Raw genomic sequence first — 23440 nt, 5'->3', positions numbered from 1 at the left:
AAATAAGGGCGCTGTGGCAGTGTCTTAGGAGGACGGAGCACGTTGTGCTCCGTCCTGTCTTATGCCGTCGATGACGGTCCGGCGCGGCGTTACAGACGCGAGCGGAACGGCTCCAGCCCGTCGGTGTGCTTGGCCAGAATGTCGAGATACTCCTGGTTCTCGAAATTCATCTCGACGCCCTGCTCCATCGCCTCTTTCATGCCGGCGTTGCGTGCCGCGATCCACGCGTCCATCTTCTCGATGGCCTCGTTGTTCCAGGCATCGTCTTCTTCGGTCCACGCCCCGATTTCACGCAGGTATTTCACCGTGCCTTCGTGCACAGGGATCGGGTTGGCATCCAGGAAGTTGCGGAAATGCTCCAGCGACATGCGGGTCGCCAGCGCGTGCGATCCTTTGTAGTTGTCGTGGGATTCATTCATCCACTTCGCCATGTTATAGACGAAATCCTCTTCTGCGGTGACCGGCACGGCATAGACGAAGTTCGACGTCATGGATTCGACACCTTTGGCGGTGCTCACCCCCATAGAGATGGTCGAAGGGATCGTCATGGGGCGGTAGCTGAGGTAGCCGTCCCAGCCTTCTTTGTTGGCGGGGTCCATCGGCAGCCAGCGAATGCTGCCCGGTGCGCCTTCCATTTCGGACAGAACGGAAGAGATCGGCGAGCAATAGGCCACATCGGACTTCCCCTCGACAACCGAACGACAGTTTTCACCGTAGCTGGAGGCCGGGACGAATTCGATCTTTTCCTGTGCTTCTTCTGGCGTCATGCCGATAAAGGCAGGCAGGGCCTGTGTGATCGCAGAGACAATCGCGGGCGAGAACACGCCAGAGGTGACACGCACGCCGCCTTTGCCAATGTCTTCAAGGCTTTGCAGCTCGGAATCGCCAGCCACAACAAAGCCCCAAGGCGTGTCGTTGTGGTGCCACAAGATCCGCTGCGGCATGGGTTTCGCCGAGGCGTAGCCGCCGACCCCTTCCGCTTGCAACGCCATTTCCGACGCGGAAACCGACGCGATCGCGATATCTTCGCGGTCGGTCAAACGTTTGTAGCGCATAGGCTCGCTGTCTTCGGGAACGATCCGCACGGTGGTGCCGGTTTCCTTTTGCAACGCAGGCCCCCAACCGTTGGTCGAGGCAAAGCTGCCTGTCGACGTGCCCGGCGTGGCAATCACGAGCATGCGCGGCCACTCATACTCCTGCGCCATCGCGACGCCCGAAAGCGCCATGGATACCGCAAAGGACCCGACAGCGGCCTTGGCAAAACGTGTCATATTCTTCATGTGGTCTCTCTCCCTGTTGTACATCTTTGGATTGTTCGGGATCGCAGGATCACGGGCACCGCAAAAGCTGCGGATGCCCATGCGCAGGACGCAGATGTGATCTTTGCAGATGTCACGCAGCACCTCCCAATGCTTGTCGCGACGCGTCCGGTATGACCCGTAAAACGGGCCAGAAAACGCATCCCCCCGAGTGTCGGCCCCCTCCTCCCGAGGGTATCCGACTCAATCTGTCAATCAGCCTAGGGGCAAGATATTTCGATGCCAATACCGCAGAACAGAACTTGATACCGCAGCCACGCGGGGTCTTTGCGCGATCACCCCTAGTTTGCTGATGCCAAAGGGTTAACACCGCAGAATATGGGAAATGTGACGTTACGTTGCTTTGGGTTACGAGGCGTTGTTTCGGCTGACAAGCGTCAGGAGAGCTGTCCAAACCGCACCCGTTTTGCCCAAAATATCGCCACCTTTGGTTGAATATTTTGCGGCTTGCACCGTTTGCCGAACTTGGCTACGCCTAAAGCAACGACGCTGCACACCCCCACGGGGGCCGCAGTTCCAACATCTATCCGTCGGGGTGCCCTAGGGGGCTGAGAGGTGCGTGCACCGACCCGTCGAACCTGATCCGGGCAATACCGGCGTAGGGAACGGGTATCTTTGTGCATCGGCCTTAGGTCCACGCCACAAAGCTCATTCTTGCGTCTGCTTGCCCACCACCGAAAGGCGAGCATGTGACCAAGACGACCCCCATTTCCCTGACCATCGCCGGATCCGACAGCGGCGGCGGTGCCGGTATTCAGGCCGATATCAAGGCGATGTCGGCCAATGGTGTCTATGCCGCCAGCGTGATCACCGCCGTGACCGCGCAGAACACGCGCAGCGTCAGCGCGGTACACGAGATCCCCGCCCCCATCGTCGCGGCCCAGATCGATGCGGTGCTGTCCGATCTTTCGGTGCAGTCGATCAAACTGGGCATGTTGTTTTCTCCGCAGATTATTCAGGCGGTGGCCGCTGCGCTCTCCGCGTTTCGGGGGGCCATCGTGGTCGATCCGGTGATGATCGCAAAATCCGGCGATGCGCTGTTGCAAGAAGACGCCGTCGCAGCGCTGGTCGCGGATATCCTGCCGCGCGCCGATCTGCTGACCCCCAACCTGCCCGAAGCCGCCCGCCTGTTGAACCAGCCCGAGGCCGACAGCGCCGACCAGATGGTCACGCAGGCCCGCGCGCTGCTAAAGATGGGGCCGAAGGCGGTGCTGATGAAGGGCGGCCATAGCGCGGGCAATATCTGTAGCGACGCGCTGGTCACCGCAGAGCGTGTCACATGGCTCAGCGCGCCGCGCATCGACACGCGCAATACCCACGGGACGGGATGCACCTACGCCGCGGCCATCGCCGCGGGGTTGGCCCACGGCAACCCCCTTGGCGCGGCGGTACAGGCCGCCCATGACTATCTGCACCGCGCCATCATCGCCGCGGATCAACTTGAGATCGGCACGGGCCACGGGCCGGTGCATCACTTCCACGCGGTCTGGTCATGACGCAGGTCACCATCATCGGCGCGGGCGTCGCGGGGCTGTGTACCGCGCGTGTCTTGCTGGACCGCGGGATGCGCGTGCATCTGATCGACCGCGCCCGCCAGCCCGGCCCGCAAGGGTGTTCTTGGTGGGCTGGCGGCATGCTCGCCCCGTTTTGCGAAAGTGAAAGCGCCGAGGAACCCGTGATCCGGCTGGGCCAAAGCGCCGCAGATTGGTGGGGGCAGCGCACCACATCGCTGCGCCGACGCGGGTCGCTTGTGATCTCTCCGGCGCGGGACAGCAGCGATCTGACCCGCTTTGCCCGTCGCACGACAAGCCACCAAACCCTGACCGGCGCGGAGATCACGGCGCTTGAACCCGACCTTGGCGACCGCTTTGCCAAAGGGCTCTATTTCCAGACCGAGGCCCACCTGTCGCCCCGCATTGCGCTGGCAGAGCTGTGGCGCGGGCTGGTGGCCGATGGGGCCAGTTTCGAACAAGGCGAGGCCGATCCCGAAGCGCTGGCGCAAGACGGCCTCGTCGTTGATTGCCGCGGCTATCACGCGCGCGCCGATCTGCCTGATTTGCGCGGCGTGAAGGGGGAAATGGCGCTGCTGTCCTGCCCCGACATCGAGATCACCCGCCCCATCCGCGTGCTGCACCCACGTGTGCCGATCTACGTCGTGCCGCGCGGTGACGGGATTTACATGCTCGGGGCCACAATGGTCGAAGGCCGCGCCGGTGCCCATGCCAGCGTCCGGTCCGTGCTTGAACTGCTGAGCGCGGCCTACGCACTGTCCCCCGCCTTTGGCGAGGCCGAGATCCTAGAGATCGGCGTCGACAGCCGCCCCGCCTTCCCCGACAACCTGCCGCGCATCGAACGGCAGGGCAATCTGATCCGCGCCAACGGTCTGTATCGCCACGGTTTCCTGCTCGCCCCCGCGCTGGCGACCATGGTGGCGGACCTGATCCTTGACGCCAAAACACCGGAGATTTTCCATGAAACTACAGCTTAACGGTGCCCCGCTCGACAGTGACGCGCCCACGCTTGCCGCCCTGCTAGAGGCCGAAGGATTTGGCGGCGCGAAAGTCGCTACCGCCGTCAATGGCAGCTTTATCCCCGCCAGCCTGCGGGCCAGCCACCCCCTGTCCTCCGGCGACAGCATCGAAGTGCTCGCCCCCATGCAAGGAGGCTGAGATGCGCCCCTTTTACGGAGAAACCCTTGCCAATGGTCTGATGCTGGGCACCGCGCAATACCCCTCGCCCAAGGTGCTGTCAGACGCCTTTGCGCGCAGCGGGGCGGCGGTGGCGACGGTCTCGCTGCGGCGCGAAAGCGGGCGGGATCGCGCCGGTCAGGACTTCTGGGAACAGATCCGCGCGCTTGACGTCCATGTGCTGCCCAACACCGCCGGATGTCACAGCGTGAAAGAGGCCGTCACCACCGCCCATATGGCCCGCGAGGTGTTCGACACGCGCTGGATCAAGCTCGAGGTCATCGGCGAGGAGGACACGTTGCAGCCAGATGTCTTCGGTCTGGTCGAGGCCGCCCGCATCCTGAGCGAGGACGGGTTTCAGGTCTTTCCCTACACCACCGAAGACCTTGTGGTCGCGGATAGATTGCTGCGGGCGGGCTGCGAGGTGCTGATGCCCTGGGGCGCGCCCATCGGGTCGGGGATGGGGCTGAACAACCTTTTCGGGCTGCGCGCCATGCGGGCGCATTTTCCCGACGTGCCGCTGGTGATCGACGCGGGCATCGGCCTGCCCTCGCACGCCGCACAGGCGATGGAGCTGGGATTTGACGCGGTGCTGCTGAACACCGCTGTCGCCAAAGCCGGTGACCCCGCCGCCATGGCCGAGGCCTTTGCCACCGCGATCCGCGCCGGACAGCTTGCGGCCGATGCGGACCCGATGCCGCCCCGCGATATGGCCGCGCCCTCTACCCCCCTGATCGGAAAGGCGTTTCTGGAATGACCCTGGACCGTTTCTACCCGATCTTCGACAGCGCCGCCTGGTTGGAGCGGCTGGTGCCCCTTGGCATCAAACTGGTGCAACTGCGGATCAAGGACACGCCCGCCCCTGCCCTGCGGCGCGACATCCGGCAGGCCAAGGCGATCTGCGCCAAACACGACTGTACCCTTGTCATCAACGATCACTGGCGTATCGCGCTCGACGAAGGGTGTGATTTTATCCATCTGGGACAAGAGGATCTGGACAGCGCCGACCTCACCGCCATCCGCAATGCGGGCGCACGTCTGGGCATCAGCACCCACGACAAGGCCGAACTGACCCGCGCCCTGGACCTGCGCCCCGATTATATCGCCCTCGGCCCGATCTACCCGACGATCCTGAAGCAAATGAAGTGGCACGCGCAGGGGCTGGACCGTCTGCGCGACTGGCGTGAGCGGGTGGGGCAGACCCCGCTTGTGGCCATCGGGGGCATGTCGGTCGACCGCGCGGCGGGTGCTTTTGATGCCGGTGCCGATTGCGTCGCGGCGGTGACCGACATCACCCTGAACCCCTCGCCCGAGGATCGCATCACTGCATGGCTGGGGGCAACCCGATGAACCGCTATGCCCGCCAGATGATCCTGCCGCAGGTCGGCCCATCGGGCCAAGAGACGCTGGCGGCGGCGCGGGTGGTGGTGGTCGGCGCGGGCGGGCTGGCGGCGCCGGTACTGCCCCTGCTGGCAGGGGCCGGTGTGGGGCATATCACGCTGGTGGACGGTGATGACGTGGCCCTGTCGAACCTGCACCGCCAGACGCTCTTTACCGAAGCCGATATCGGCACGCCCAAGGTCACCGCCGCCGCCCGCGCCCTAACCGCGCGCAACAGCGCGTGTACCGTGGTGGCCCACCCCGTGACCCTTGGGCCGGATACCGTGGCAAAGCTGTGCCATGATGCGACGCTCGTGCTGGATTGCGCCGACAGCTTCGCAGCAAGCTATGTGCTGTCGGATCATTGCCTGCATGCGAACCTGCCCCTGATCAGCGCCTCGGCCCTTGGGTTTGGCGGCTATGTTGGCGGGTTCTGCGGCGGCGCGCCGTCGCTGCGGGCGGTATTCCCCGATCTGCCGGACCGCGCGGCCAGCTGTGACACGGCGGGGGTGATGGGGCCGGTTGTCGCCACGATCGGTGCCGCACAAGCACAGATGGCGCTGGCCTGCCTCCTTGGACTGTCGCCGTCCCCTTTGGGGCAATTGATCAGCTTTGATCTTGCCTCCTATCGTTTTGGCGGCTTCCGATTTGATACCGCGCCGGAGCCTGACCACGGTTTCGGATTTGTCGCGCCCTCGCAGATCCGCGCAAGCGATTGGGTCGTCGATCTGCGTGGGCCGGATGAGGCCCCCACATCCGCGACACCCACAGCGCAGCACATCACCCTGCCCGATTTCCTCCGCAACGCTCCCCGCCCGACACATCAACCCCGTGCGGTGATCGCCTGCCGTTCGGGCCTGCGCGCGTGGCAGGCGGCGACCCATCTGGCCAGCTACTGGCATGGCCCCATTACCCTGCTCGCCATGGGCGAGCCTTCCCCGTTGAAAGGACAAACCGATGAAACTTCGTAACATTCTGGCCGCGCTGGCGCTGACCTCTGGCCCGGCGCTGGCGCAGGACGACATGGTCTTGCTGCTGGACTGGTTCGTGAACCCCGACCACGGGCCGATCATCGTGGCGCAGGAAAAAGGGTACTTCGCCGAACAGGACCTGAGCGTAGAGGTCATCGCCCCCGCCGATCCTTCTGACCCGCCCAAACTGGTCGCCGCAGGCAAGGCGGATCTTGCGATTTCCTATCAGCCGCAGTTGCACCTGCAAATCCACGAAGGTCTGCCCCTGCAACGGGTCGGCACGCTGGTGGCCACGCCGCTGAACTGCCTGCTGGCGCTGACCGATGGTCCCATCGCCTCTCCTGCGGATCTGGCGGGCAAAAAGGTCGGATTCTCTGTCGGCGGTGTCGAAGAGGCCGTGCTTGGCGCGATCCTGACCCATCACGGGCTGTCGCTGGATGATGTAGAGCTGGTAAACGTCAACTGGTCGCTGTCACCGTCGTTGATGTCCGGTCAGGTGGATGCGGTCATCGGAGCCTTCCGCAATTTCGAACTGAACCAGATGGATATCGAAGGCGTCGATGGCACCTGTTTCTACGTCGAGGAAGAGGGTCTGCCGCCCTATGACGAGCTGATCTACGTCGCCAACCGCGACACGATGGATAAGGACATGATCGCGCGGTTTCTGGCCGCGACCGAGAAAGCGACGCAATATATCGTGAACCACCCCGAAGAAAGCTGGGAGGTTTTCGCCGCCACCTCTGCCGATCTGCAGGACGAGCTGAATGCCCGCGCGTGGAAAGACACGCTGCCCCGTTTCGCCCTGCGCCCCACGGCGATGGATGCCGGACGCTACGCCACATTCGAGACGTTCTTGCATGACGCGGGCCTGATCCCCGACATCTCGCCCGTGTCGACCATCGCCATTGATGTGACCGCCCGATGACCGCGCCGGACTATGGCCGCAGCTTCGCGATGTGGCGCGCTGCTGCGGCGCAGGATTGGCAAGACTACACCCACCACGCCTTTGTCGAAGGGCTGCGCGACGGCAGCCTGCCGCGCCGTTGCTTTGTGAACTATCTGATCCAAGATTATGTTTTCCTTGTGCATTTCTCTCGCGCTTGGTCTATGGCGGTGGTCAAATCGGAAACGATGGAAGAGATGAAGACCTGCGCCGCCACGGTGGATGCGCTGGTCAATCACGAGATGGCGCTGCATATCCGCACCTGTGCTGCGGCGGGTATCGACGAAGCGGCGCTTTTCACCGCAACGGAAACCCCCGCCAACCTCGCCTATACGCGCTATGTGCTGGATGCCGGGATGCAGGGGGATTTCCTTGATCTGATGGCGGCGCTCTTGCCATGCGTCATGGGCTATGGGGAGATCGGGCAGCGCCTGGCCCAGACCCGCAGCGCCGACACGCCCTATGCCGAGTGGATCGAGACCTACGCCGACCCCGACTATCAGGCGCTGTGCCAGACGGTGGGCGCGATGGTCGACGCGGCGGTTGCGCGGCGGATCGGTGACCTTGAAACCGCCCCCCGTCGCGCGGCCCTGCAAAACCGCTTTTCCACGGCCACACGGCTAGAGGTCGGCTTCTGGCAGATGGGGCTGGACCTGCCATGACCCCGCCGCCCGCGCTGCGTCTGACGGGACAACACCGGATTGACGCGCGCCGACTGTTTGACGTGGATATGACCCTGGCCGCGGGGGCGTGGACCTGCTTGCTCGGCCCGTCGGGGGTGGGCAAATCCACGGTGTTGCGGCTGCTGCTGGGGCTTGAGACGGGCGGCGCATTTGACGGCACGATCACCGCCTCTGACGGGCAACCGCTGGCGGGGCGGATCAGCTATATGGCGCAATCCGACCTGCTGTTACCGTGGCTTACGGTGATCGACAACATCATGATCGGCGACCGGCTGCGTGGGACCACGCCTGACAGGGACCGTGCCTCCGCCATGCTTGCGCGGGTCGGTCTGCAGGATCATGCCCATAAGAAACCCGCCGCCTTGTCGGGCGGGATGCGGCAGCGGGCAGCGCTGGCGCGGACCTTGCTGGAGGATCGCGCGGTGGTCTTTCTGGACGAGCCGTTCTCGGCGCTGGATGCGGGCACCCGCGCCGCGATGCAAGAGCTCGCGGCAGAGCTGTTGCACGGGCGGACCGTGCTGCTGGTCACCCACGATCCGGCAGAGGCGGCGAGATTGGCCGACCACATCCTGATCCTTTCGGCCACGGGCGTGCAAAGCTGGCCCGTCCCCGCGCTTCGGGCGCCGCGCCCCGTCACCGCGCCCGAGGTTTGGGCCTGCCAAAGCGCGCTTCTGTCCCATCTGCGGGGGGTGCCTGCATGAGACGATACGACATACCGCTTGCGATCCTGCTGGGGCTTGGTCTTTGGCAGGCCGCGGTGCTGCTGACCGACGCGCCGCACTATATCCTGCCCTCGCCGTGGCGCGTGGCGCAGGCGGCATATCGCGCCCGTGAGACGCTGATCGAGAACGCATGGGTCACCACCGTCGAGGTGCTGCTGGGGCTGCTGATCGGCACCGCCTTGGGGGCTGTCACCGCGATCCATCTGGCGCTGTCCAAAACGGCAGAGCGTTTGCTGCTGCCGCTGCTGGTCTTTACCCAAGCCGTGCCGGTTTTCGCGCTGGCCCCGTTACTGACGCTGTGGTTCGGCTATGGCATGGGCTCCAAGATCGTGATGGCGGTGTTGATCATCTATTTCCCGGTGACATCCGCCTTTCACGACGGGCTGACCCGCGTGCCAGATGGCTACCGCGATCTGGCGCAATCGATGGGCGCGCGACCGTTGCGGTTCATGCGCTACGTACAAATCCCCCACGCGCTGCCAAGCCTTGCGACGGGGCTGCGGCTGGCGGCGGTCTATGCGCCGATCGGGGCGGTGATTGGCGAATGGGTCGGCGCGTCAAAGGGGCTGGGCTATCTGATGTTGCTGGCCAATGGCCGCGCCAAGATCGACCTGATGTTCGCCGCGTTGATCATGCTCGCCTGTTTGACGGTGCTGCTGCATCTCTCTGTCGGGCTGCTGGCGCAACGACTGACCCGCTATGCCGAAGGCCGCAGCGAAGGCGGGATCACGCGCAGCACCCGCGCGTGATCCTTTCGGTTCTTATTCCGCGTTGGGCCGCACCCGCGCGCCGCTTTTATCGGCAAAGGCCGCAAGGCGGGCGCGCGCGTCAGGCTGCGTATTGACCACACCGGCGACCACGGCTTCGGCATAGGCGGCATCCATCGCCGACATGTTCTGCATATGGCTTACCGCGCTACAGATCGCAAAGTTCGACAGCGGCAGGTTCTGCGCCGCCTTGCGCGCCAGTTCCATCGCCTTGTCCATGCTGGACCCTTCGACGATATACTGCGCAAGGCCCAGATCGACGGCCTCTTGCCCCTGATAGACGCGCCCGGTGAGCATCATGTCGATCATCCGCGCCTTACCGACCAGATCGGTCACACGGATCGTAGCCCCCCCGCCGGTGAACAGCCCGCGCTGGCCTTCGGGAAGCGCGAAATACGCGCTTTGGTCCATCACCCGCACATGGGCAGAGCTGGCAAGCTCTAGCCCGCCGCCGACAACGGCCCCTTGCAATGCGGCGATCACGGGCACGCCGCCGTATTCCATCTTGTTGAACGCCTCGTGCCACCGCAAACAGACGTGCATGAAATCGGCAGGGCTGCGGTCTTCGTCATGGTGTTCGATCAGATCAAGCCCGGCGCAAAAGTGATCCCCCGCGCCCGCCAGTACCACTGCACGTACACCCGCGCGCGGTGCGGCGGAGAAGAAGGTGACCAGCTCTTCGATCGTGTCGATGTCCAGGGCATTCCGTTTGGTGGGACGGTTCAGGGTCACCACCCAGACGCCATCGTCATGCGCCTTGATGTCCAGGTTACGGTAGCTGGTCGGATCAATCTGAACGGCCATATGAATTCCTCCTCCTATGGGGCCGGCAATTGTGGTCGGCCCCGCTGCCTTGCTGCTGCAAGGGCTTGCTGAATATATGCAAAAGGCACTCCCACCTTTTACGTGACTGTGCATTGAGTAGCGCGCCAAACACAGCCCGTCTATCGGTCATCCGCCGATTTCAGCGCGGTGACTTCCCCAAGGGTAACCGACGCGCAAGGATTCGGCCCGTCGCAATCTGCCGGAGGCAGCAAAACCGTTTGAAAACGCAATGTTACCGTGTGAATCCGCGCCAATCCGGGGCACCGTCAGAAAAAAATCGAAAATAATCACCGGGGCGGCAAAAATGGGGTTGAACCCCGGCTGAACCTTGGGGTAGTAGAGCGCTACCGGGTCGTTAGCTCAGTTGGTAGAGCGCTTCGTTTACACCGAAGATGTCGGGAGTTCGAGCCTCTCACGACCCACCATTCCACCACCACAATTCAGTTCTACCAACGCAACCTACGCCGACGGCGACAGGGTTTTATGCGTTTGATGTCAAGGGATTGCCTGCGCGGCCCGTGGCGTCAGCAAGGTGAAGCCCTTGATACGACAAAGCCCCTCACCAAGGTGAAGGGCTGCTGCGGGCGTCGTAACTTTGCGCCGAAAGTTTTAAGCGATTTTCGCCCTCAGTCCTCGGGTTGATCAGCGGTATCGCCGCCGCCCTGCCCCTGTGTCACCTGCCGCACTTTGACGCGGATCATCTTGCCGTTTTTCAGCTCTTTCTCGTTGATCACTTTCAGCTTGCCGAACGGCAGCAAGTTCAGCTCGCGACTGTCCGACAGTGCTTCGCCCAATACGGCGAGCATGGCATCAACGACGGGCTTCGCATCGCGCTTTTTCACGCCCGACCTTTCGACAACTGTGTCGATCAGCTCTTTCTTGCGCATCACGGGGCCGAGGATCACAGGGCGCGGTGCTTCGACCACGGCGGGTGCTGCGGCGGTGTCGGGTGCGGCTGGTTTAGGCGTGGTGGTTTTCTTGGGCGTGGTCATTTGACGTCTCGTCCGTTGGGAAGGTTTCATCAAACCCTAGCGGGGCCACCGGGGGAAATCCAGCGGTGCTTGGGGATGACGCACCCCTGCGCGAAAATCGGGGACGTGCGCACGAAAAAAGCCGCCCCGAAGGGCGGCCTGATGTAGGTTTGATCGTTGCTTAATGCGCTGTCGCGCTATCCCCTGCAGCATTGCGACGGGCCAGCGCGGCGGCTGCGGCGGCATCTTCTGCCTCCTGATCCCATTCGATCGCTTCGGGCTCGCGGACCAGCGCATGTTTCAGCACCTCGGACACGTGTTTGACGGGAATGATGGTCAACCCTTCTTTCACGTTATCCGGGATATCCGGCAGGTCCTTTTCGTTCTCGGTCGGGATGAGAACCGTTGTGATCCCACCACGCAGCGCCGCCAACAGCTTTTCTTTCAAGCCGCCGATTGGCATCGCATTCCCGCGCAAGGACACCTCCCCCGTCATCGCGATATCGCGGCGCACGGGGATCTGGGTCAGCACCGACACGATCGATGTCACCATTGCCAGACCGGCAGAGGGGCCGTCTTTCGGCGTCGCACCATCGGGCACGTGGACGTGGATATCCAGCGTGTCGAACTTGGGCGGCTTCACCCCGATCTTGGGGCTGATCGACCGTACATAGCTGCTGGCCGCGTCGATGGATTCCTTCATCACATCGCCAAGCTTGCCGGTGGTTTTCATCCGACCTTTACCCGGCAGGCGCAGGGCTTCGATCTGCAACAATTCGCCCCCAACCGAGGTATAGGCCAATCCAGTTACGACACCGATCTGATCCTCAAGCTCGGCCAAGCCGTAGCGGTGCTTTTTCACGCCGAGGAAATCCTCGATGTTGTCGCCCGTTACGGTAATCTCGTCGGCTTCCTTCTTGACGATCTTGGTCAGCGATTTCCGCGCAACCTTGGCGATCTCGCGCTCAAGATTCCGCACGCCGGCCTCGCGGGTGTAGTAGCGGATCATGCTGGTCAACGCACTGTCTTCAATGGCAAATTCCTTTGCCTTCAAACCGTGGTTCTTGACCTGCTTGGCCACAAGGTGCTGTTTCGCGATCTCGCGCTTCTCATCCTCGGTATAGCCAGACAGGGGGATAATCTCCATCCGGTCAAGCAAAGGCCCGGGCATGTTGTAGCTGTTCGACGTGGTCAGGAACATGACATTCGACAGATCGTATTCCACTTCCAAGTAGTGGTCGACGAATGTGCCGTTCTGTTCCGGATCAAGCACCTCGAGCATGGCCGACGCGGGGTCGCCACGGAAATCCTGACCCATCTTGTCGATTTCGTCGAGCAAGATAAGCGGGTTCGTGGTTTTCGCCTTTTTCAGCGCCTGGATGATCTTGCCGGGCATGGAGCCGATGTAGGTCCGGCGGTGACCGCGGATCTCGGATTCGTCACGCACGCCCCCCAGCGAGATGCGAATAAATTCGCGCCCCGTCGCCTTGGCAACAGACTTCCCAAGCGAGGTTTTACCCACACCGGGAGGGCCGACAAGGCACATGATCGGGCCTTTCAGCTTGCTGGAGCGTTGTTGCACGGCAAGATATTCGACGATGCGTTCTTTAACCTTTTCAAGGCCATAGTGATCATCGTCCAGCACCTGCTGTGCTTTCCCAAGGTCTTTCTTGGTGCGCGACTTCACGCCCCACGGGATCGACAGGATCCAGTCGAGGTAGTTGCGGACCACGGTGGCTTCGGCAGACATGGGCGACATGTTCTTGAGCTTCTTCAGCTCGGCGTCGACCTTTTCTTTGGCCTCTTTGCTCAGCTTGGTGTCCGCAATGCGGGCTTCCAGTTCGGCGACTTCATTCTTGCCGTCCTCACCATCGCCAAGCTCGTTCTGAATGGCCTTCATCTGCTCGTTCAGATAGTATTCGCGCTGCGTCTTCTCCATCTGGGATTTGACGCGGGTCTTGATCTTTTTCTCGACCTGCAGAACCGACATTTCGCCCTGCATCAGCCCGTATACTTTTTCGAGCCGCTCGGAGACGGACAGGGTTTCAAGCAGGTCTTGTTTCTGCTCGACCTCGATGCCGAGATGCCCCGCGACCAGATCGGCCAGACGTGCAGGCTCGGACGCTTCGGTCACCGCCGACAGCGCTTCTTCGGGGACGTTCTTCTTGACCTTGGAATAACGCTCAAATTCTTCGGCGACGGACTTCAGCAGCGCCTGCGTGGTGGTCTCGTCACCGGGCTCTTCCGTCAGATATTCGGCAGAGGCTTCAAAGAAGCTATCATTTTCAAGGTATTCCGTGATGCGCACCCGCGCCTGCCCCTCGACCAACACCTTCACGGTGCCGTCGGGCAGCTTCAGCAGTTGCAACACATTCGCCAAGACGCCGGTGTTGAAAATACCATCGGAATCGGGGTCATCCACGCCGGGGTCAATCTGGCTCGACAGCAGGATCTGCTTGTCATCGGCCATGACTTCTTCGAGGGCGCGCACAGATTTATCGCGGCCCACGAAAAGCGGTACAATCATGTGGGGGAACACCACAATATCGCGCAAAGGCAATACCGGGTAGGACGCGTTCAGAGGCTCTAACATGCTCTTTTCCTTATACTGCAAGATGACACTGGCCCCTATCTTAGGCGACCGTTCGTTCATCTCCTGTTCTGAGTAGGATATCTGGGGACCCTACCCGCCTGTTTCAATCCCCATGATGCTGTGATCCGTTCGTATGCGGGCCATCTGGCGTAAGGGTCGCCCTAGAATGAACCGCCACCGGCGGACAGACAAGCGCGGATCGTATGATTATCCGCGAAAACCGCCAAGAACCTTGGTTAACCGGCCCGAATGACAAAAAACGGGCCGGAAATGTGCTTTTTCGCGTTTAACGGGCTTACTCTGCCGCGACCTCTTCGAGGAAGGGATAATCGGTATAGCCCTCTTCGCCACCGGCATAGAAGGTTTTCGTATCCCCCTCGTTCAGCGGTGCGTTAAGTTCGAGCCGTTTTGCCAGATCGGGGTTGGCGATATAGGGCCGGCCAAAGGCCACCAGATCAGCTTTGCCGCTGGCCACGGCATCGATCGCCATGTCGCGGTCATAAAGGTTATTAGCCATGTAGACGCCGTTGAACAGCGACCGCAGCTTGCCAAGGTCTTCGCCGCTGTCCAGATCGCGCGACTGGCCGGTCGAGCCTTCGACCATGTGCAGATAGGCCAGATTGTACTTGTTCAGCGCATCCACGACGTAGGTGAACGTCTTTTGCGGGTCATCATCCGCGATGCCGTTCGCAGGCGAGAAAGGCGACAGGCGCAGGCCGACGTGATCGCCGTCCCATGCGTTTACGACACCGTCCAGCACTTCGAACAGCAGCCGTGCGCGGTTCTCGACCGACCCGCCATAGGCGTCATCGCGTTGGTTGCTTGAGGTTTTCAGGAATTGGTCCAGCAGATAGCCGTTCGCCCCGTGGACCTCGACCCCGTCAAAGCCTGCCTTGCGCGCCATCTTGGTTGCGTGGACATAATCGGCGACAATGCGCGGCATCTCGTCCAACTCCAACGCGCGCGGTTCAGATGTCGGGGTCATTCCGTCTTTGGTAAAGGTCTTCACCTCTGCCGCGATGGCCGAGGGGGCGACGGGCTTTTGTCCGTCAGGCTGGATGTCCACATGGCTGATCCGGCCCACGTGCCAAAGCTGGATCACGATCTTGCCGCCCTTGGCGTGCACCGCGTCCGTCACCTTTTTCCAGGCAGCAACCTGCCCTTCGGTGTAGATTCCGGGGGTTTTGATGTAGCCTTTGCCTTCGGCGCTGATCTGGGACGCTTCGGTGATGATGATCCCGGCACCGGCGCGCTGCGCGTAGTATTCGACGTGCATGTCGCCGACTTCGCCACTGTCGTCATTGGCGCGGCTGCGGGTCAGCGGGGCCATCACAATGCGGTTCGCGGCCTCGATGCCACCGACCTTCAGGGGGGTGAATAATGCCTCGGTCATGGAAAACTCCTTTGCGGTGTTGTTTCTTGTCTACAGCACCTAACCTTCCGCCCCGTCATCGCAAGGACGGGGCGGAAGGTTTATTCCATTCACCGCAGAGTTTTCCTAAAGCGGGTCGATGTCGCCTTGGGCACGCTGGCTATGAAAATCAGCCTGCCAGGCGTCAAATGTCCCCGCCGCAATCGCGTCGCGCATACCCGCCATGATTTCCTGGAAATAATGCAGGTTATGCCATGTCAGCAGCATCCCCGAGATCATTTCCTGACTACGGAACACATGATGCAGATAGGCGCGGCTGTAGTTCGAGCACGCAGGACATGTGCAGGCTTCGTCCAGCGGACGCGGGTCATCGGCGTGGCGTGCGTTCTTGATGTTCACAACGCCGTGACGCGTGAACACCTGCCCCGTCCGGCCAGAGCGTGAGGGCAAAACGCAGTCCATCATATCAATCCCGCGGGCCACAGCACCGACGATATCATCCGGCTTGCCCACGCCCATCAGATAGCGTGGCCGGTCCACGGGCAGCATATCGGTGGCGAAGTCGAGACAGCCGAACATCGCCTCTTGCCCCTCGCCCACGGCAAGGCCGCCCACAGCGTAGCCGTCAAAGCCTACGTCGATCAGCGCCTTGGCGCTTTCCTCGCGGAAATCACGTTCCAGCCCGCCCTGCTGGATACCAAAGAGCGCATGACCAGGACGGTCGCCAAAGGCCTCGCGGCTGCGCTTGGCCCACCGCATCGACATCCGCATCGAGTCCGCGATCCGCGCGCGATCCGCAGGCAGCGCGGGACATTCGTCAAAGCACATGACGATATCGGAGCCGAGCAGCTTTTGAATCTCCATCGACCGCTCGGGGGTCAGTTCGTGTTTCGACCCGTCCACGTGGCTTTTGAAGGTCACGCCCTTTTCCGTCAGCTTGCGCAGCCCTGACAGGCTCATCACCTGAAACCCGCCGGAATCGGTGAGGATCGGCTTGTCCCAGTTCATGAACTTGTGCAGCCCGCCCAAACGGTCGATCCGTTCGGCAGTGGGGCGCAGCATCAGGTGATAGGTATTGCCCAGCAGGATATCCGCACCGGTCGCGGCGACGCTTTCGGGCATCATCGCCTTGACCGTGGCAGCAGTGCCCACAGGCATGAAGGCCGGCGTGCGAATATCCCCCCGCGGGGTAGAGATAACACCGGTACGCGCCGCACCATCGCGGGCCTGAAGATCGAACGAGAATTTTTTCATGACTGCGGCTATAAGATGTCCCCCGCATAGGCGCAATCGCGCAGTTTAGCCGCGCGTTCCACAAGGCTGTCATGGAAGCACCGTAAATCTGCGCTATGTCCAGCCGGAACCGCCGGGGCGCTGCCCCGGACCCCGGGATTTATGCCATTTGGAAGCCCGTGTCGTGGCTTGAGTAGACGCAGGCGACCTGCTAGGCGGCGGGATGATTTAGCTGTGCCGGAGTGCGTGACATGCAAGAATTGACGTTTGGCTGGGAAGAATGGGTCGCCCTTCCCGAATTGGGGCTTCCCGCGATCAAGGCAAAGATCGACACCGGCGCGCGCACATCGGCGCTGCATGCCCATGACATCGAAGTCTTTGGCCCCGCCTCCAAGCCCAAGGTCCGGTTCAACGTGCATCCTGTGGCTGGCAACGAAGACATCACCATCACCTGCTCCGCGCCCATCATTGACCGGCGCGAGGTCACCTCGTCGAATGGCGAGGCCGAGCTGCGCTATGTCATCTCGACCAAGATGGATGTCGCAGGGCAAAGCTGGCCCATTGATGTGACCCTGACCAACCGTGCGGGCATGACCAGCCGCATGTTGCTGGGCCGTCAGGCGCTGACAGATCACATCACCATCTCGCCCACCGAGAAACGGTTGCAACCGGATCTGAGCTATGACGTCTACCATACCGCCGCTGTGCGTCACCGCGCGCCCAAACGCGCATTGCGGGTCGCCGTGCTGAGCCGTGAAGCCAGCAACTATTCCACCTCGCGTCTGGTCGAAGTCGGCGAGGCCCGTGGCCATACTGTCGAAGTGATCGATACCACCCGTTGCTATATGGCGATCAACGCCATGGCTCCCGAAGTGCATTACGATGGCAAACGTCTGCCGCGCTATGACGCGGTGATCCCACGGATCGGTGCCTCGGTCACGCCCTATGGCTGCGCGGTGATCCGGCAGTTCGAAACCATCGGGACCTACTGCGTCAACGGCTCTGCCGGTATCCTGTCGAGCCGCGACAAGCTGCATGCGCATCAGGTCTTGGCGTCGAAGAAAATCGGTATGCCGACCACCGCTTTTGCCGCCTCGCCCAAGGACACGTCGAACCTCATGGCGCTGGTAGGCACCGCGCCGCTGATCGTGAAACTGCTGGAATCCACCCAAGGCAAAGGTGTGGTGCTGGCCGAGACCAAGAAGGCGGCGGAATCCGTGATTGATGCCTTCCGCGGGCTCAAGGCAAACTTTCTTGTGCAGGATTTCGTCAAGGAAGCCGCGGGCGAGGATCTGCGCTGTCTTGTGGTGGATGGCAAGGTCGTGGCCGCGATGAAGCGCACCGGCGCGGAGGGCGATTTCCGCTCCAACCTGCACCGTGGCGGCACCGCTCAGGTCGTGCGCATCACCAAGGTTGAACGCGACACCGCCCTGCGCGCGGCACGGGCCTTTGGTCTGGGCACTGCCGGTGTGGATCTGCTGCGGTCGGACAGCGGGCCAAAGGTGCTTGAGGTCAACAGCTCTCCCGGGTTCGAAGGGATCGAGAAAGCCACCGGCAAGGATATCGTCGGCATGGTCTATGATATGATCGAAGCGCGGGTAAAGCCGCAGCCGGTGCGCAAGCGCAAAGCGTAGGTTCCGCACTGGATCGCGGGTCCGCCCTCTGGACGGTGCCCGCTGCAATCCCTATATAAACGATAAGAAAAAGGAGCGAGGCCCTGATGACCGACAGCACACAACCTCTTGAAGGCACCCCTCTGATTGCGCCCTCGTCAACGGATCATCCGCTGTACGAGCAGATCACCGAAGCCTGCCGCACTGTCTATGACCCTGAGATTCCAGTGAATATCTATGAGCTGGGGTTGATCTACACGATCGACATCAACGCGGAAAACGAGGTCAACATCAAGATGTCCCTCACCGCGCCCGGCTGCCCCGTTGCAGGCGAGATGCCCGGCTGGGTCGCCGATGCGGTCGAACCCCTGCCCGGCGTGAAAACCGTCGACGTGGAACTGGTCTGGGAGCCCCCATGGGGCATGGATATGATGTCTGACGAAGCCCGTCTTGAACTGGGCTTCATGTAAGCCGATAGGCTGAAACCGGGGCGCATTTCACGTCCCGGTTGATTTTACATGACTTTCACGCAATGGTCGCATCATTGTAACATAGGGTAGCCACACCGCTGCCAGATGATTTTATTTGGAGCGATCATGCGACTAACTACTGCCCTTACAGCTTTGGCTTTGGCCCCCACCGCGCTGCTGGCCGACGCCCACAGCACCCCCGTCCCTGTCGAATACGGTGCCCGTCCTGCCTATCTGGTGGACAAGCTTCCCGATGGCGACCTCAAGGACAAGCTGGCGTCCTGCATGGGCCAGACCGCGTCCAAATCCGATTTCTCCATCGGGCACCGCGGCGCGCCGCTGATGTTCCCTGAGCATACCGTACAGTCCAACGTTGCCGCCGCCCGTCAGGGTGCAGGCATTCTGGAATGCGACGTGACCTTTACCGCCGATCACGAACTGGTCTGCCGTCACGCGCAGAACGATCTGCACACCACCACCAATATCCTCGTCTCCGATCTGGCCGAGAAATGCACCACCGGCTTCACCGCGGCTGCGGGCGATGAGGGTGCCAGCGCGGAATGCCGCACCTCGGACATCACCTTGGCAGAGTTCCGCACCCTGACGCCCAAGATGGACAGCGCCGACGCCACCGCCACCACCGCCGAAGACTATCAGGGCGGCGTGGCCAGCTTCCGCACCCAGCTGTACAGCGACGGTGCCGATCTGATGACTCACGCGGAATCGATCGAGCTGTTCAAATCCCTCGGCGCGAAATTCACCCCCGAGCTCAAGTCCCCTTCGGTCGAGATGCCCCATGACGGCTTCAGCCAGGAAGACTATGCGCAGAAGATGATCGACGAATACAAAGCCGCGGGCATCCCTGCCTCGGACGTTTGGGCGCAGTCGTTCAACCTGGATGATGTGCTTTACTGGATCAAGGCAGAGCCCGAGTTCGGCAAACAGGCCGTCTATCTCGTGGAATGGAGCGAAGGGTTCGACGAACAGGACCCCAGCACCTGGACACAGGATTTCGCCCAGCTGAAAGAGCAAGGCGTGCAGTACCTGGCCCCGTCGCTGAACATGCTGCTGACCAACAAAGACGGCGCTCTGGCCGCCTCTGACTATGCCAAGAAAGCCAGCGAAGCCGGTTTGAACCTGATCGCCTGGACGCTCGAACGCTCCGGTCCGCTGTCCACGGGCGGTGGCTGGTATTTCCAATCCGTTGGCGACATCATCACCGACGACAGCGACTATCTGGTCGCGCTGGACGTGCTGGCACAGGACGCTGGCGTCAAGGGCGTCTTCTCTGACTGGCCCGCGACCGTCACCTACTATGCCAACTGCATGGGTCTGTAACCTACGGGGTTTGATCCGGCGCAATCGCGCGTGACGACATGGGCCGTCCCTTCGGGGGCGGCCTTTTGCTATTGTGCATCCCCCCGCTTGAGAAACCCCGCCAAAGCCCTTATCTTGTCGGTAACAGGAGTATTCAGCATGTTCGCAATCCCAGGCAAGCAAGCCGTCACCATCACCCCCAAAGCCGCCAATCAGATCACCAAGCTGATGACGTCCGCCGGCCACGCTGGTCTGCGCATCGGCATCAAGAAGGGTGGCTGCGCCGGCATGGAATATACGATGGAGTATGTGAACGAGGCCGACGTCAATGACGAGGTCGTCGAACAGGACGGCGCGCGCGTGATGATCGCGCCGATGGCGCAGATGTTCCTTTTCGGCACCGAGATCGATTATGAAACCTCGCTGCTGGAATCCGGCTTCAAGTTCCGCAATCCCAATGTGACCGAAGCCTGCGGCTGCGGCGAATCCATCAAATTCGGCTAGCGGTATCGCGCCGCGCTGGCGGGTCGTGACCGCAGCTTGCCGTTGCCCTGTCGGGGTGGCGCTGGTATCCCTTTGAAAAACCACATGAAGGATATGCATATGCGCCGCAAGCTTGCCGCTGGAAACTGGAAGATGAACGGCACGCTGGCCGGTCTGGACATGTTGGCCGAGGTCGCCGCTGCGATGGACAGCACCCGTGCAGAGGCTGTGATCTGCCCGCCTGCCCCCTACCTCCTACCAGCGGTCACCAAAGCCCAAGGCACCCCCGTTGGCATCGGCGCGCAGGATTGCCACGCAGAGCCGAAAGGTGCCTTCACTGGCGATATCTCTGCCTCGATGATCAAGGAGGTCGGCGCAACCTATGTGATCCTCGGCCATTCCGAGCGCCGCGATGCCTATGGCGAAACGGATGCTGATGTCTCGGCCAAGGCGCAGGCCGCTTGGAACGCGGGGCTGACGGCCATCATCTGCATCGGCGAAAGCGAGGCGGATCGCAGCGCGGGCACCACCCTGGATGTCATCGCCGAACAGCTTGCAGGCTCCCTGCCCGACGGCTGCACAGGCGAGAATACCGTCGTCGCGTATGAACCCATCTGGGCGATTGGCACCGGTAAAATCCCGACGCTTGACCAGATCGTCGAGGTGCATGACGTCATCCGCGCAACACTGGCCGAACGCTTTGGCACGGATGTCAGCGACGCGCTGCGGCTGCTGTACGGTGGCTCGGTCAAACCGGACAACGCGGCAGAGATATTCAAGGTCGATAACGTGGACGGTGCCCTGATCGGCGGGGCGAGCCTTACACCCGCTGATTTCGTCCCGATCCTTCAGGCGCTCTCTGCCGCCTGATCTTCATTTTGCCAAATAAACTCATGGCATGACATACATAAAAGGCGGCGCATCCGATGGGGTGCGCCGCCTTTTTCGTTTCCCTCGTAATGTCTCGCCCTAGCGGGTGATGATCTCCGGTCCCATCATCAGGGTCGGCAGCCAGGTCGAGATGACCGGGATATAAGTCACCATTAGCAGGAAGATGAACAGCACCACGGTGAAGGGCAGCGCAGCCTTGACCACATTCATCATCGGCATATTCGCCACGCCCGAGGTCACAAAGAGGTTCAGACCCACCGGCGGGGTGATCATCCCGATTTCCATGTTCACCACCATGATGATCCCCAGATGGATCGGGTCGATGCCCAGTTCAATCGCGATGGGGAAAACCAGCGGGGCGACGATGATCAACAGGCCCGACGGCTCCATGAACTGCCCGCCAATCAGCAAGATCACGTTGACGATAACCAGGAACATGATCGGCCCGAAACCGGCGCTTAGCATCGCGGCAGAGATCTGCTGCGGGATCTGCTCGTCGGTCAGCACGTGCTTGAGGATCAGCGCGTTGGCGATGATGAACATCAAGGTGACGGTCAGCTTGCCGGCCTCGAACAGCGTATCGCGGGTATCGCGGTGGAAGAAGACAGTGACCAGCGCCATCGGCTTGCGCATCAGTGACAGGTTGCGCCCCTCGCCTTCCACATGCAGCGGGCCCATATCGCGATAGACGAAGGCCGCGATAAAGAAGGCATAGACGGCAGCCACCGCGGCGGCTTCGGTCGGGGTAAAGATACCGCCATAGATACCGCCAAGGATGATCACGATCAGCATCAGCCCCCAGCCCGCTTCACGCCCCGAGGCAAAGACCTCGCCCCAGCCGCGCCATTCGCCCTGCGGCAGCTTCTTGACCCGCGCCATGATGTAGATGGTCAGCATCAGCATGGTGCCCGCCATCAGACCCGGAATAACGCCCGCAAGGAACATCCGGCCAACAGACACATCAGTGGCAGAGGCATAGACAACCATCACGATGGACGGCGGGATCAGGATGCCCAGGGTGCCCGCGTTGGCGATGACACCGGCGGCGAATTCCTTGGTGTAGCCGGTTTCCCGCATCCCCGCGATCACGATGGACCCGATGGCAACCACTGTCGCAGGCGATGATCCCGACAGGGCGGCGAACAGCATACAGGCAAAGACACCCGCAATCGCCAGACCACCCGGAAAATGTCCGACCAGCGCGATAGAGAAACGGATGATCCGCTTGGCCACACCGCCCGTCGACATGAAGGACGACGCCAGCACGAAGAACGGGATCGCCAGCAGCGTATAGTGACCCGCCATCGCCTGAAAGAAAGTCTGCGCGATGGACGCAAGCGAGCTGTCGGACAGCACCAGCAGAAAGACGATCGACGAGAAGCCAAGGCTGACGGCAATCGGAACGCCCAGCAACATCAGCCCGACGATCATGGTAAATAGGATAAGGACTTCCATGCGCTCAGGACTCCGCGTTCATGTGTTTGACGGCTTCGATATCATCTTCGGCCTCGTGACTGACGATCAGCGCTGTGGCCTGTCCGGTAAAGACACGCACACCGGCCTGGATGAAACGGAACAACAGCAGCGCCATGCCGAAGGGCAGCATGAAATAGGGGATAAACCGTGGCAGTTTGCCGTAGGTTTCGCCCTCGTTCATGATCGGCTCGATAAAGCGCAGCCAATCCGGCATGGGGATATCGACGGTTTCATACCACGCCTGATCGCGGCTATCGGCAAAGCCTGTGGGGAACCAGCGGCCCGTGGTGGCGTCCAGCCCCGCGAAGGGGGCCCAGTAATCCCACGCGCCTTTCATCAGCAAGGCCCCGTAGACCACGCAGATCACAGCCGCAACCAGCGCGAGCACCCGGCGTTTGGGCAGCGAAAACAGGTTCACGACCGCGTCCACCCCCAGATGTGCCGTGACCTTGACCGCATAGCTCATGCCAAACAGCACCAGCCAGGCGAAAAGGAAGGTCACCGCTTCGAGCCCCCAGATGATGCCGGTGTTGAAACCATAGCGCAGGACGACGTTGATAAAGGTGATAAGCGTCATCAGACCAAGGATGATGGCAATCGCCGTTTCCTCAAGCTCGTTGACAATGCGCCCGAGCGCAGAATGAGATTGAACACCATGTGACATGGGAATGCTCCGCTGTGAGAGGAGAGTGGATCAGGCCCGCACGCCGCGGGGCATGTCGGG

Annotated in this window: 23 protein-coding genes, 1 tRNA gene and 1 riboswitch; of the genes, 16 read left to right on the top strand and 8 right to left on the bottom strand. The window is 61.7% G+C overall.

Translation table 11 applies throughout. The annotated features are described in order from the left end of the window. Nucleotides 1-89 precede the first annotated feature (89 nt). Nucleotides 90-1280, bottom strand: coding sequence for a TAXI family TRAP transporter solute-binding subunit (locus AB1495_RS12705; protein ID WP_037944075.1), 1191 nt, complete (start codon nt 1278-1280; stop codon nt 90-92). Between the two features lie 560 nt (nt 1281-1840). Next, nucleotides 1841-1941, top strand: a riboswitch (TPP riboswitch). Nucleotides 1942-2008: 67 nt separating this feature from the next. On the opposite strand from AB1495_RS12705, the gene thiD reads away from it, so the two are divergent. From thiD to AB1495_RS12655, 10 genes are read left to right on the top strand one after another with little or no spacing between them, the layout of a single operon-like run. Beyond that, entirely contained in the window at nt 2009-2815 is an 807-nt protein-coding gene (thiD, locus tag AB1495_RS12700; RefSeq protein ID WP_074635044.1) for a bifunctional hydroxymethylpyrimidine kinase/phosphomethylpyrimidine kinase, read from the top strand. After that, nucleotides 2812-3807 carry an FAD-dependent oxidoreductase gene (locus AB1495_RS12695; protein ID WP_074635045.1) on the top strand — a complete coding sequence of 332 codons (996 nt, stop codon included), beginning with the start codon at nt 2812-2814 and terminating at the stop codon, nt 3805-3807. Before thiD ends, AB1495_RS12695 begins: the two co-directional genes overlap by 4 nt. Next, the gene (gene thiS / locus AB1495_RS12690) at nt 3791-3988 is read left to right on the top strand and encodes a sulfur carrier protein ThiS (protein ID WP_005853074.1); all 198 of its coding nucleotides are present in this window, start codon (nt 3791-3793) and stop codon (nt 3986-3988) included. Before AB1495_RS12695 ends, thiS begins: the two co-directional genes overlap by 17 nt. A gap of 1 nt (nt 3989) precedes the next feature. After that, nucleotides 3990-4763, top strand: coding sequence for a thiazole synthase (locus AB1495_RS12685; protein ID WP_074635046.1), 774 nt, complete (start codon nt 3990-3992; stop codon nt 4761-4763). Beyond that, nucleotides 4760-5356 (top strand): thiamine phosphate synthase, encoded by a 597-nt coding sequence (locus AB1495_RS12680; RefSeq protein WP_037944071.1) that lies wholly within the window; start codon nt 4760-4762, stop codon nt 5354-5356. The genes AB1495_RS12685 and AB1495_RS12680 overlap by 4 nt, the downstream gene beginning before the upstream one ends. After that, nucleotides 5335-6357, top strand: a complete 1023-nt coding sequence (locus AB1495_RS12675; RefSeq protein ID WP_074635047.1) for a ThiF family adenylyltransferase — start codon at nt 5335-5337, stop codon at nt 6355-6357. Before AB1495_RS12680 ends, AB1495_RS12675 begins: the two co-directional genes overlap by 22 nt. Next, nucleotides 6344-7282: an ABC transporter substrate-binding protein gene (locus AB1495_RS12670; RefSeq protein ID WP_074635048.1), complete on the top strand. Its 939-nt coding sequence runs from the start codon at nt 6344-6346 to the stop codon at nt 7280-7282. The genes AB1495_RS12675 and AB1495_RS12670 overlap by 14 nt, the downstream gene beginning before the upstream one ends. Beyond that, entirely contained in the window at nt 7279-7962 is a 684-nt protein-coding gene (tenA, locus tag AB1495_RS12665; protein ID WP_074635049.1) for a thiaminase II, read from the top strand. The genes AB1495_RS12670 and tenA overlap by 4 nt, the downstream gene beginning before the upstream one ends. Next, nucleotides 7959-8684, top strand: a complete 726-nt coding sequence (locus AB1495_RS12660; protein ID WP_074635050.1) for an ABC transporter ATP-binding protein — start codon at nt 7959-7961, stop codon at nt 8682-8684. Before tenA ends, AB1495_RS12660 begins: the two co-directional genes overlap by 4 nt. Next, a complete protein-coding gene (locus AB1495_RS12655; protein ID WP_074635051.1) occupies nt 8681-9454 on the top strand; it encodes an ABC transporter permease in 774 nt (257 codons plus the stop codon). Before AB1495_RS12660 ends, AB1495_RS12655 begins: the two co-directional genes overlap by 4 nt. Before the next feature lie 12 nt (nt 9455-9466). Here the strand turns inward: AB1495_RS12655 and AB1495_RS12650 are convergent, their stop codons facing one another. Beyond that, on the bottom strand, nt 9467-10276 hold the full coding sequence (locus tag AB1495_RS12650; protein WP_009826810.1) for a crotonase/enoyl-CoA hydratase family protein: 810 nt from the start codon (nt 10274-10276) through the stop codon (nt 9467-9469). Between the two features lie 370 nt (nt 10277-10646). Here AB1495_RS12650 and AB1495_RS12645 point away from each other — a divergent pair. After that, nucleotides 10647-10722, top strand: a tRNA-Val gene (locus tag AB1495_RS12645). A 201-nt stretch (nt 10723-10923) separates the two neighbouring features. On the opposite strand, the gene AB1495_RS12640 is transcribed toward AB1495_RS12645, so the two are convergent. From AB1495_RS12640 to tgt, 4 genes are all read right to left on the bottom strand, one after another. Further along, nucleotides 10924-11289, bottom strand: a complete 366-nt coding sequence (locus AB1495_RS12640; protein ID WP_074635052.1) for an HU family DNA-binding protein — start codon at nt 11287-11289, stop codon at nt 10924-10926. Between the two features lie 160 nt (nt 11290-11449). Further along, complete coding sequence (gene lon, locus AB1495_RS12635) at nt 11450-13861, bottom strand: endopeptidase La (protein WP_074635053.1); 2412 nt, start codon at nt 13859-13861, stop codon at nt 11450-11452. Between the two features lie 295 nt (nt 13862-14156). Then, nucleotides 14157-15254 (bottom strand): alkene reductase, encoded by a 1098-nt coding sequence (locus AB1495_RS12630; RefSeq protein ID WP_074635054.1) that lies wholly within the window; start codon nt 15252-15254, stop codon nt 14157-14159. A 105-nt stretch (nt 15255-15359) separates the two neighbouring features. Then, entirely contained in the window at nt 15360-16487 is a 1128-nt protein-coding gene (tgt, locus tag AB1495_RS12625) for a tRNA guanosine(34) transglycosylase Tgt (RefSeq protein ID WP_037944062.1), read from the bottom strand. A 230-nt stretch (nt 16488-16717) separates the two neighbouring features. Between tgt and rimK the strand changes: the two genes are divergently transcribed. From rimK to tpiA, 5 genes are all read left to right on the top strand, one after another. Beyond that, nucleotides 16718-18100 (top strand): 30S ribosomal protein S6--L-glutamate ligase, encoded by a 1383-nt coding sequence (gene rimK, locus AB1495_RS12620; protein ID WP_037944061.1) that lies wholly within the window; start codon nt 16718-16720, stop codon nt 18098-18100. A gap of 86 nt (nt 18101-18186) precedes the next feature. Further along, nucleotides 18187-18549 (top strand): SUF system Fe-S cluster assembly protein, encoded by a 363-nt coding sequence (locus AB1495_RS12615; protein WP_005853043.1) that lies wholly within the window; start codon nt 18187-18189, stop codon nt 18547-18549. Nucleotides 18550-18675: 126 nt separating this feature from the next. Continuing rightward, complete coding sequence (locus tag AB1495_RS12610; protein WP_197145669.1) at nt 18676-19887, top strand: glycerophosphodiester phosphodiesterase family protein; 1212 nt, start codon at nt 18676-18678, stop codon at nt 19885-19887. A gap of 138 nt (nt 19888-20025) precedes the next feature. Continuing rightward, nucleotides 20026-20370 (top strand): iron-sulfur cluster assembly accessory protein, encoded by a 345-nt coding sequence (locus AB1495_RS12605; protein WP_074635055.1) that lies wholly within the window; start codon nt 20026-20028, stop codon nt 20368-20370. Nucleotides 20371-20469: 99 nt separating this feature from the next. Further along, on the top strand, nt 20470-21219 hold the full coding sequence (gene tpiA, locus AB1495_RS12600) for a triose-phosphate isomerase (protein ID WP_074635056.1): 750 nt from the start codon (nt 20470-20472) through the stop codon (nt 21217-21219). Between the two features lie 99 nt (nt 21220-21318). On the opposite strand, the gene AB1495_RS12595 is transcribed toward tpiA, so the two are convergent. Then, nucleotides 21319-22695 carry a TRAP transporter large permease gene (locus AB1495_RS12595; protein ID WP_037944059.1) on the bottom strand — a complete coding sequence of 459 codons (1377 nt, stop codon included), beginning with the start codon at nt 22693-22695 and terminating at the stop codon, nt 21319-21321. Nucleotides 22696-22699: 4 nt separating this feature from the next. Next, nucleotides 22700-23380, bottom strand: a complete 681-nt coding sequence (locus AB1495_RS12590) for a TRAP transporter small permease (protein ID WP_037944057.1) — start codon at nt 23378-23380, stop codon at nt 22700-22702. Nucleotides 23381-23440: the final 60 nt, after the last annotated feature.

This window comes from Sulfitobacter pontiacus, from assembly GCF_040790665.1.
GTDB classification, from domain to species: Bacteria; Pseudomonadota; Alphaproteobacteria; order Rhodobacterales; family Rhodobacteraceae; genus Sulfitobacter; species Sulfitobacter pontiacus.
The sequence above is the reverse complement of the archived record's forward strand: the minus strand, read 5'-3'. Positions and strand labels throughout refer to the sequence as shown.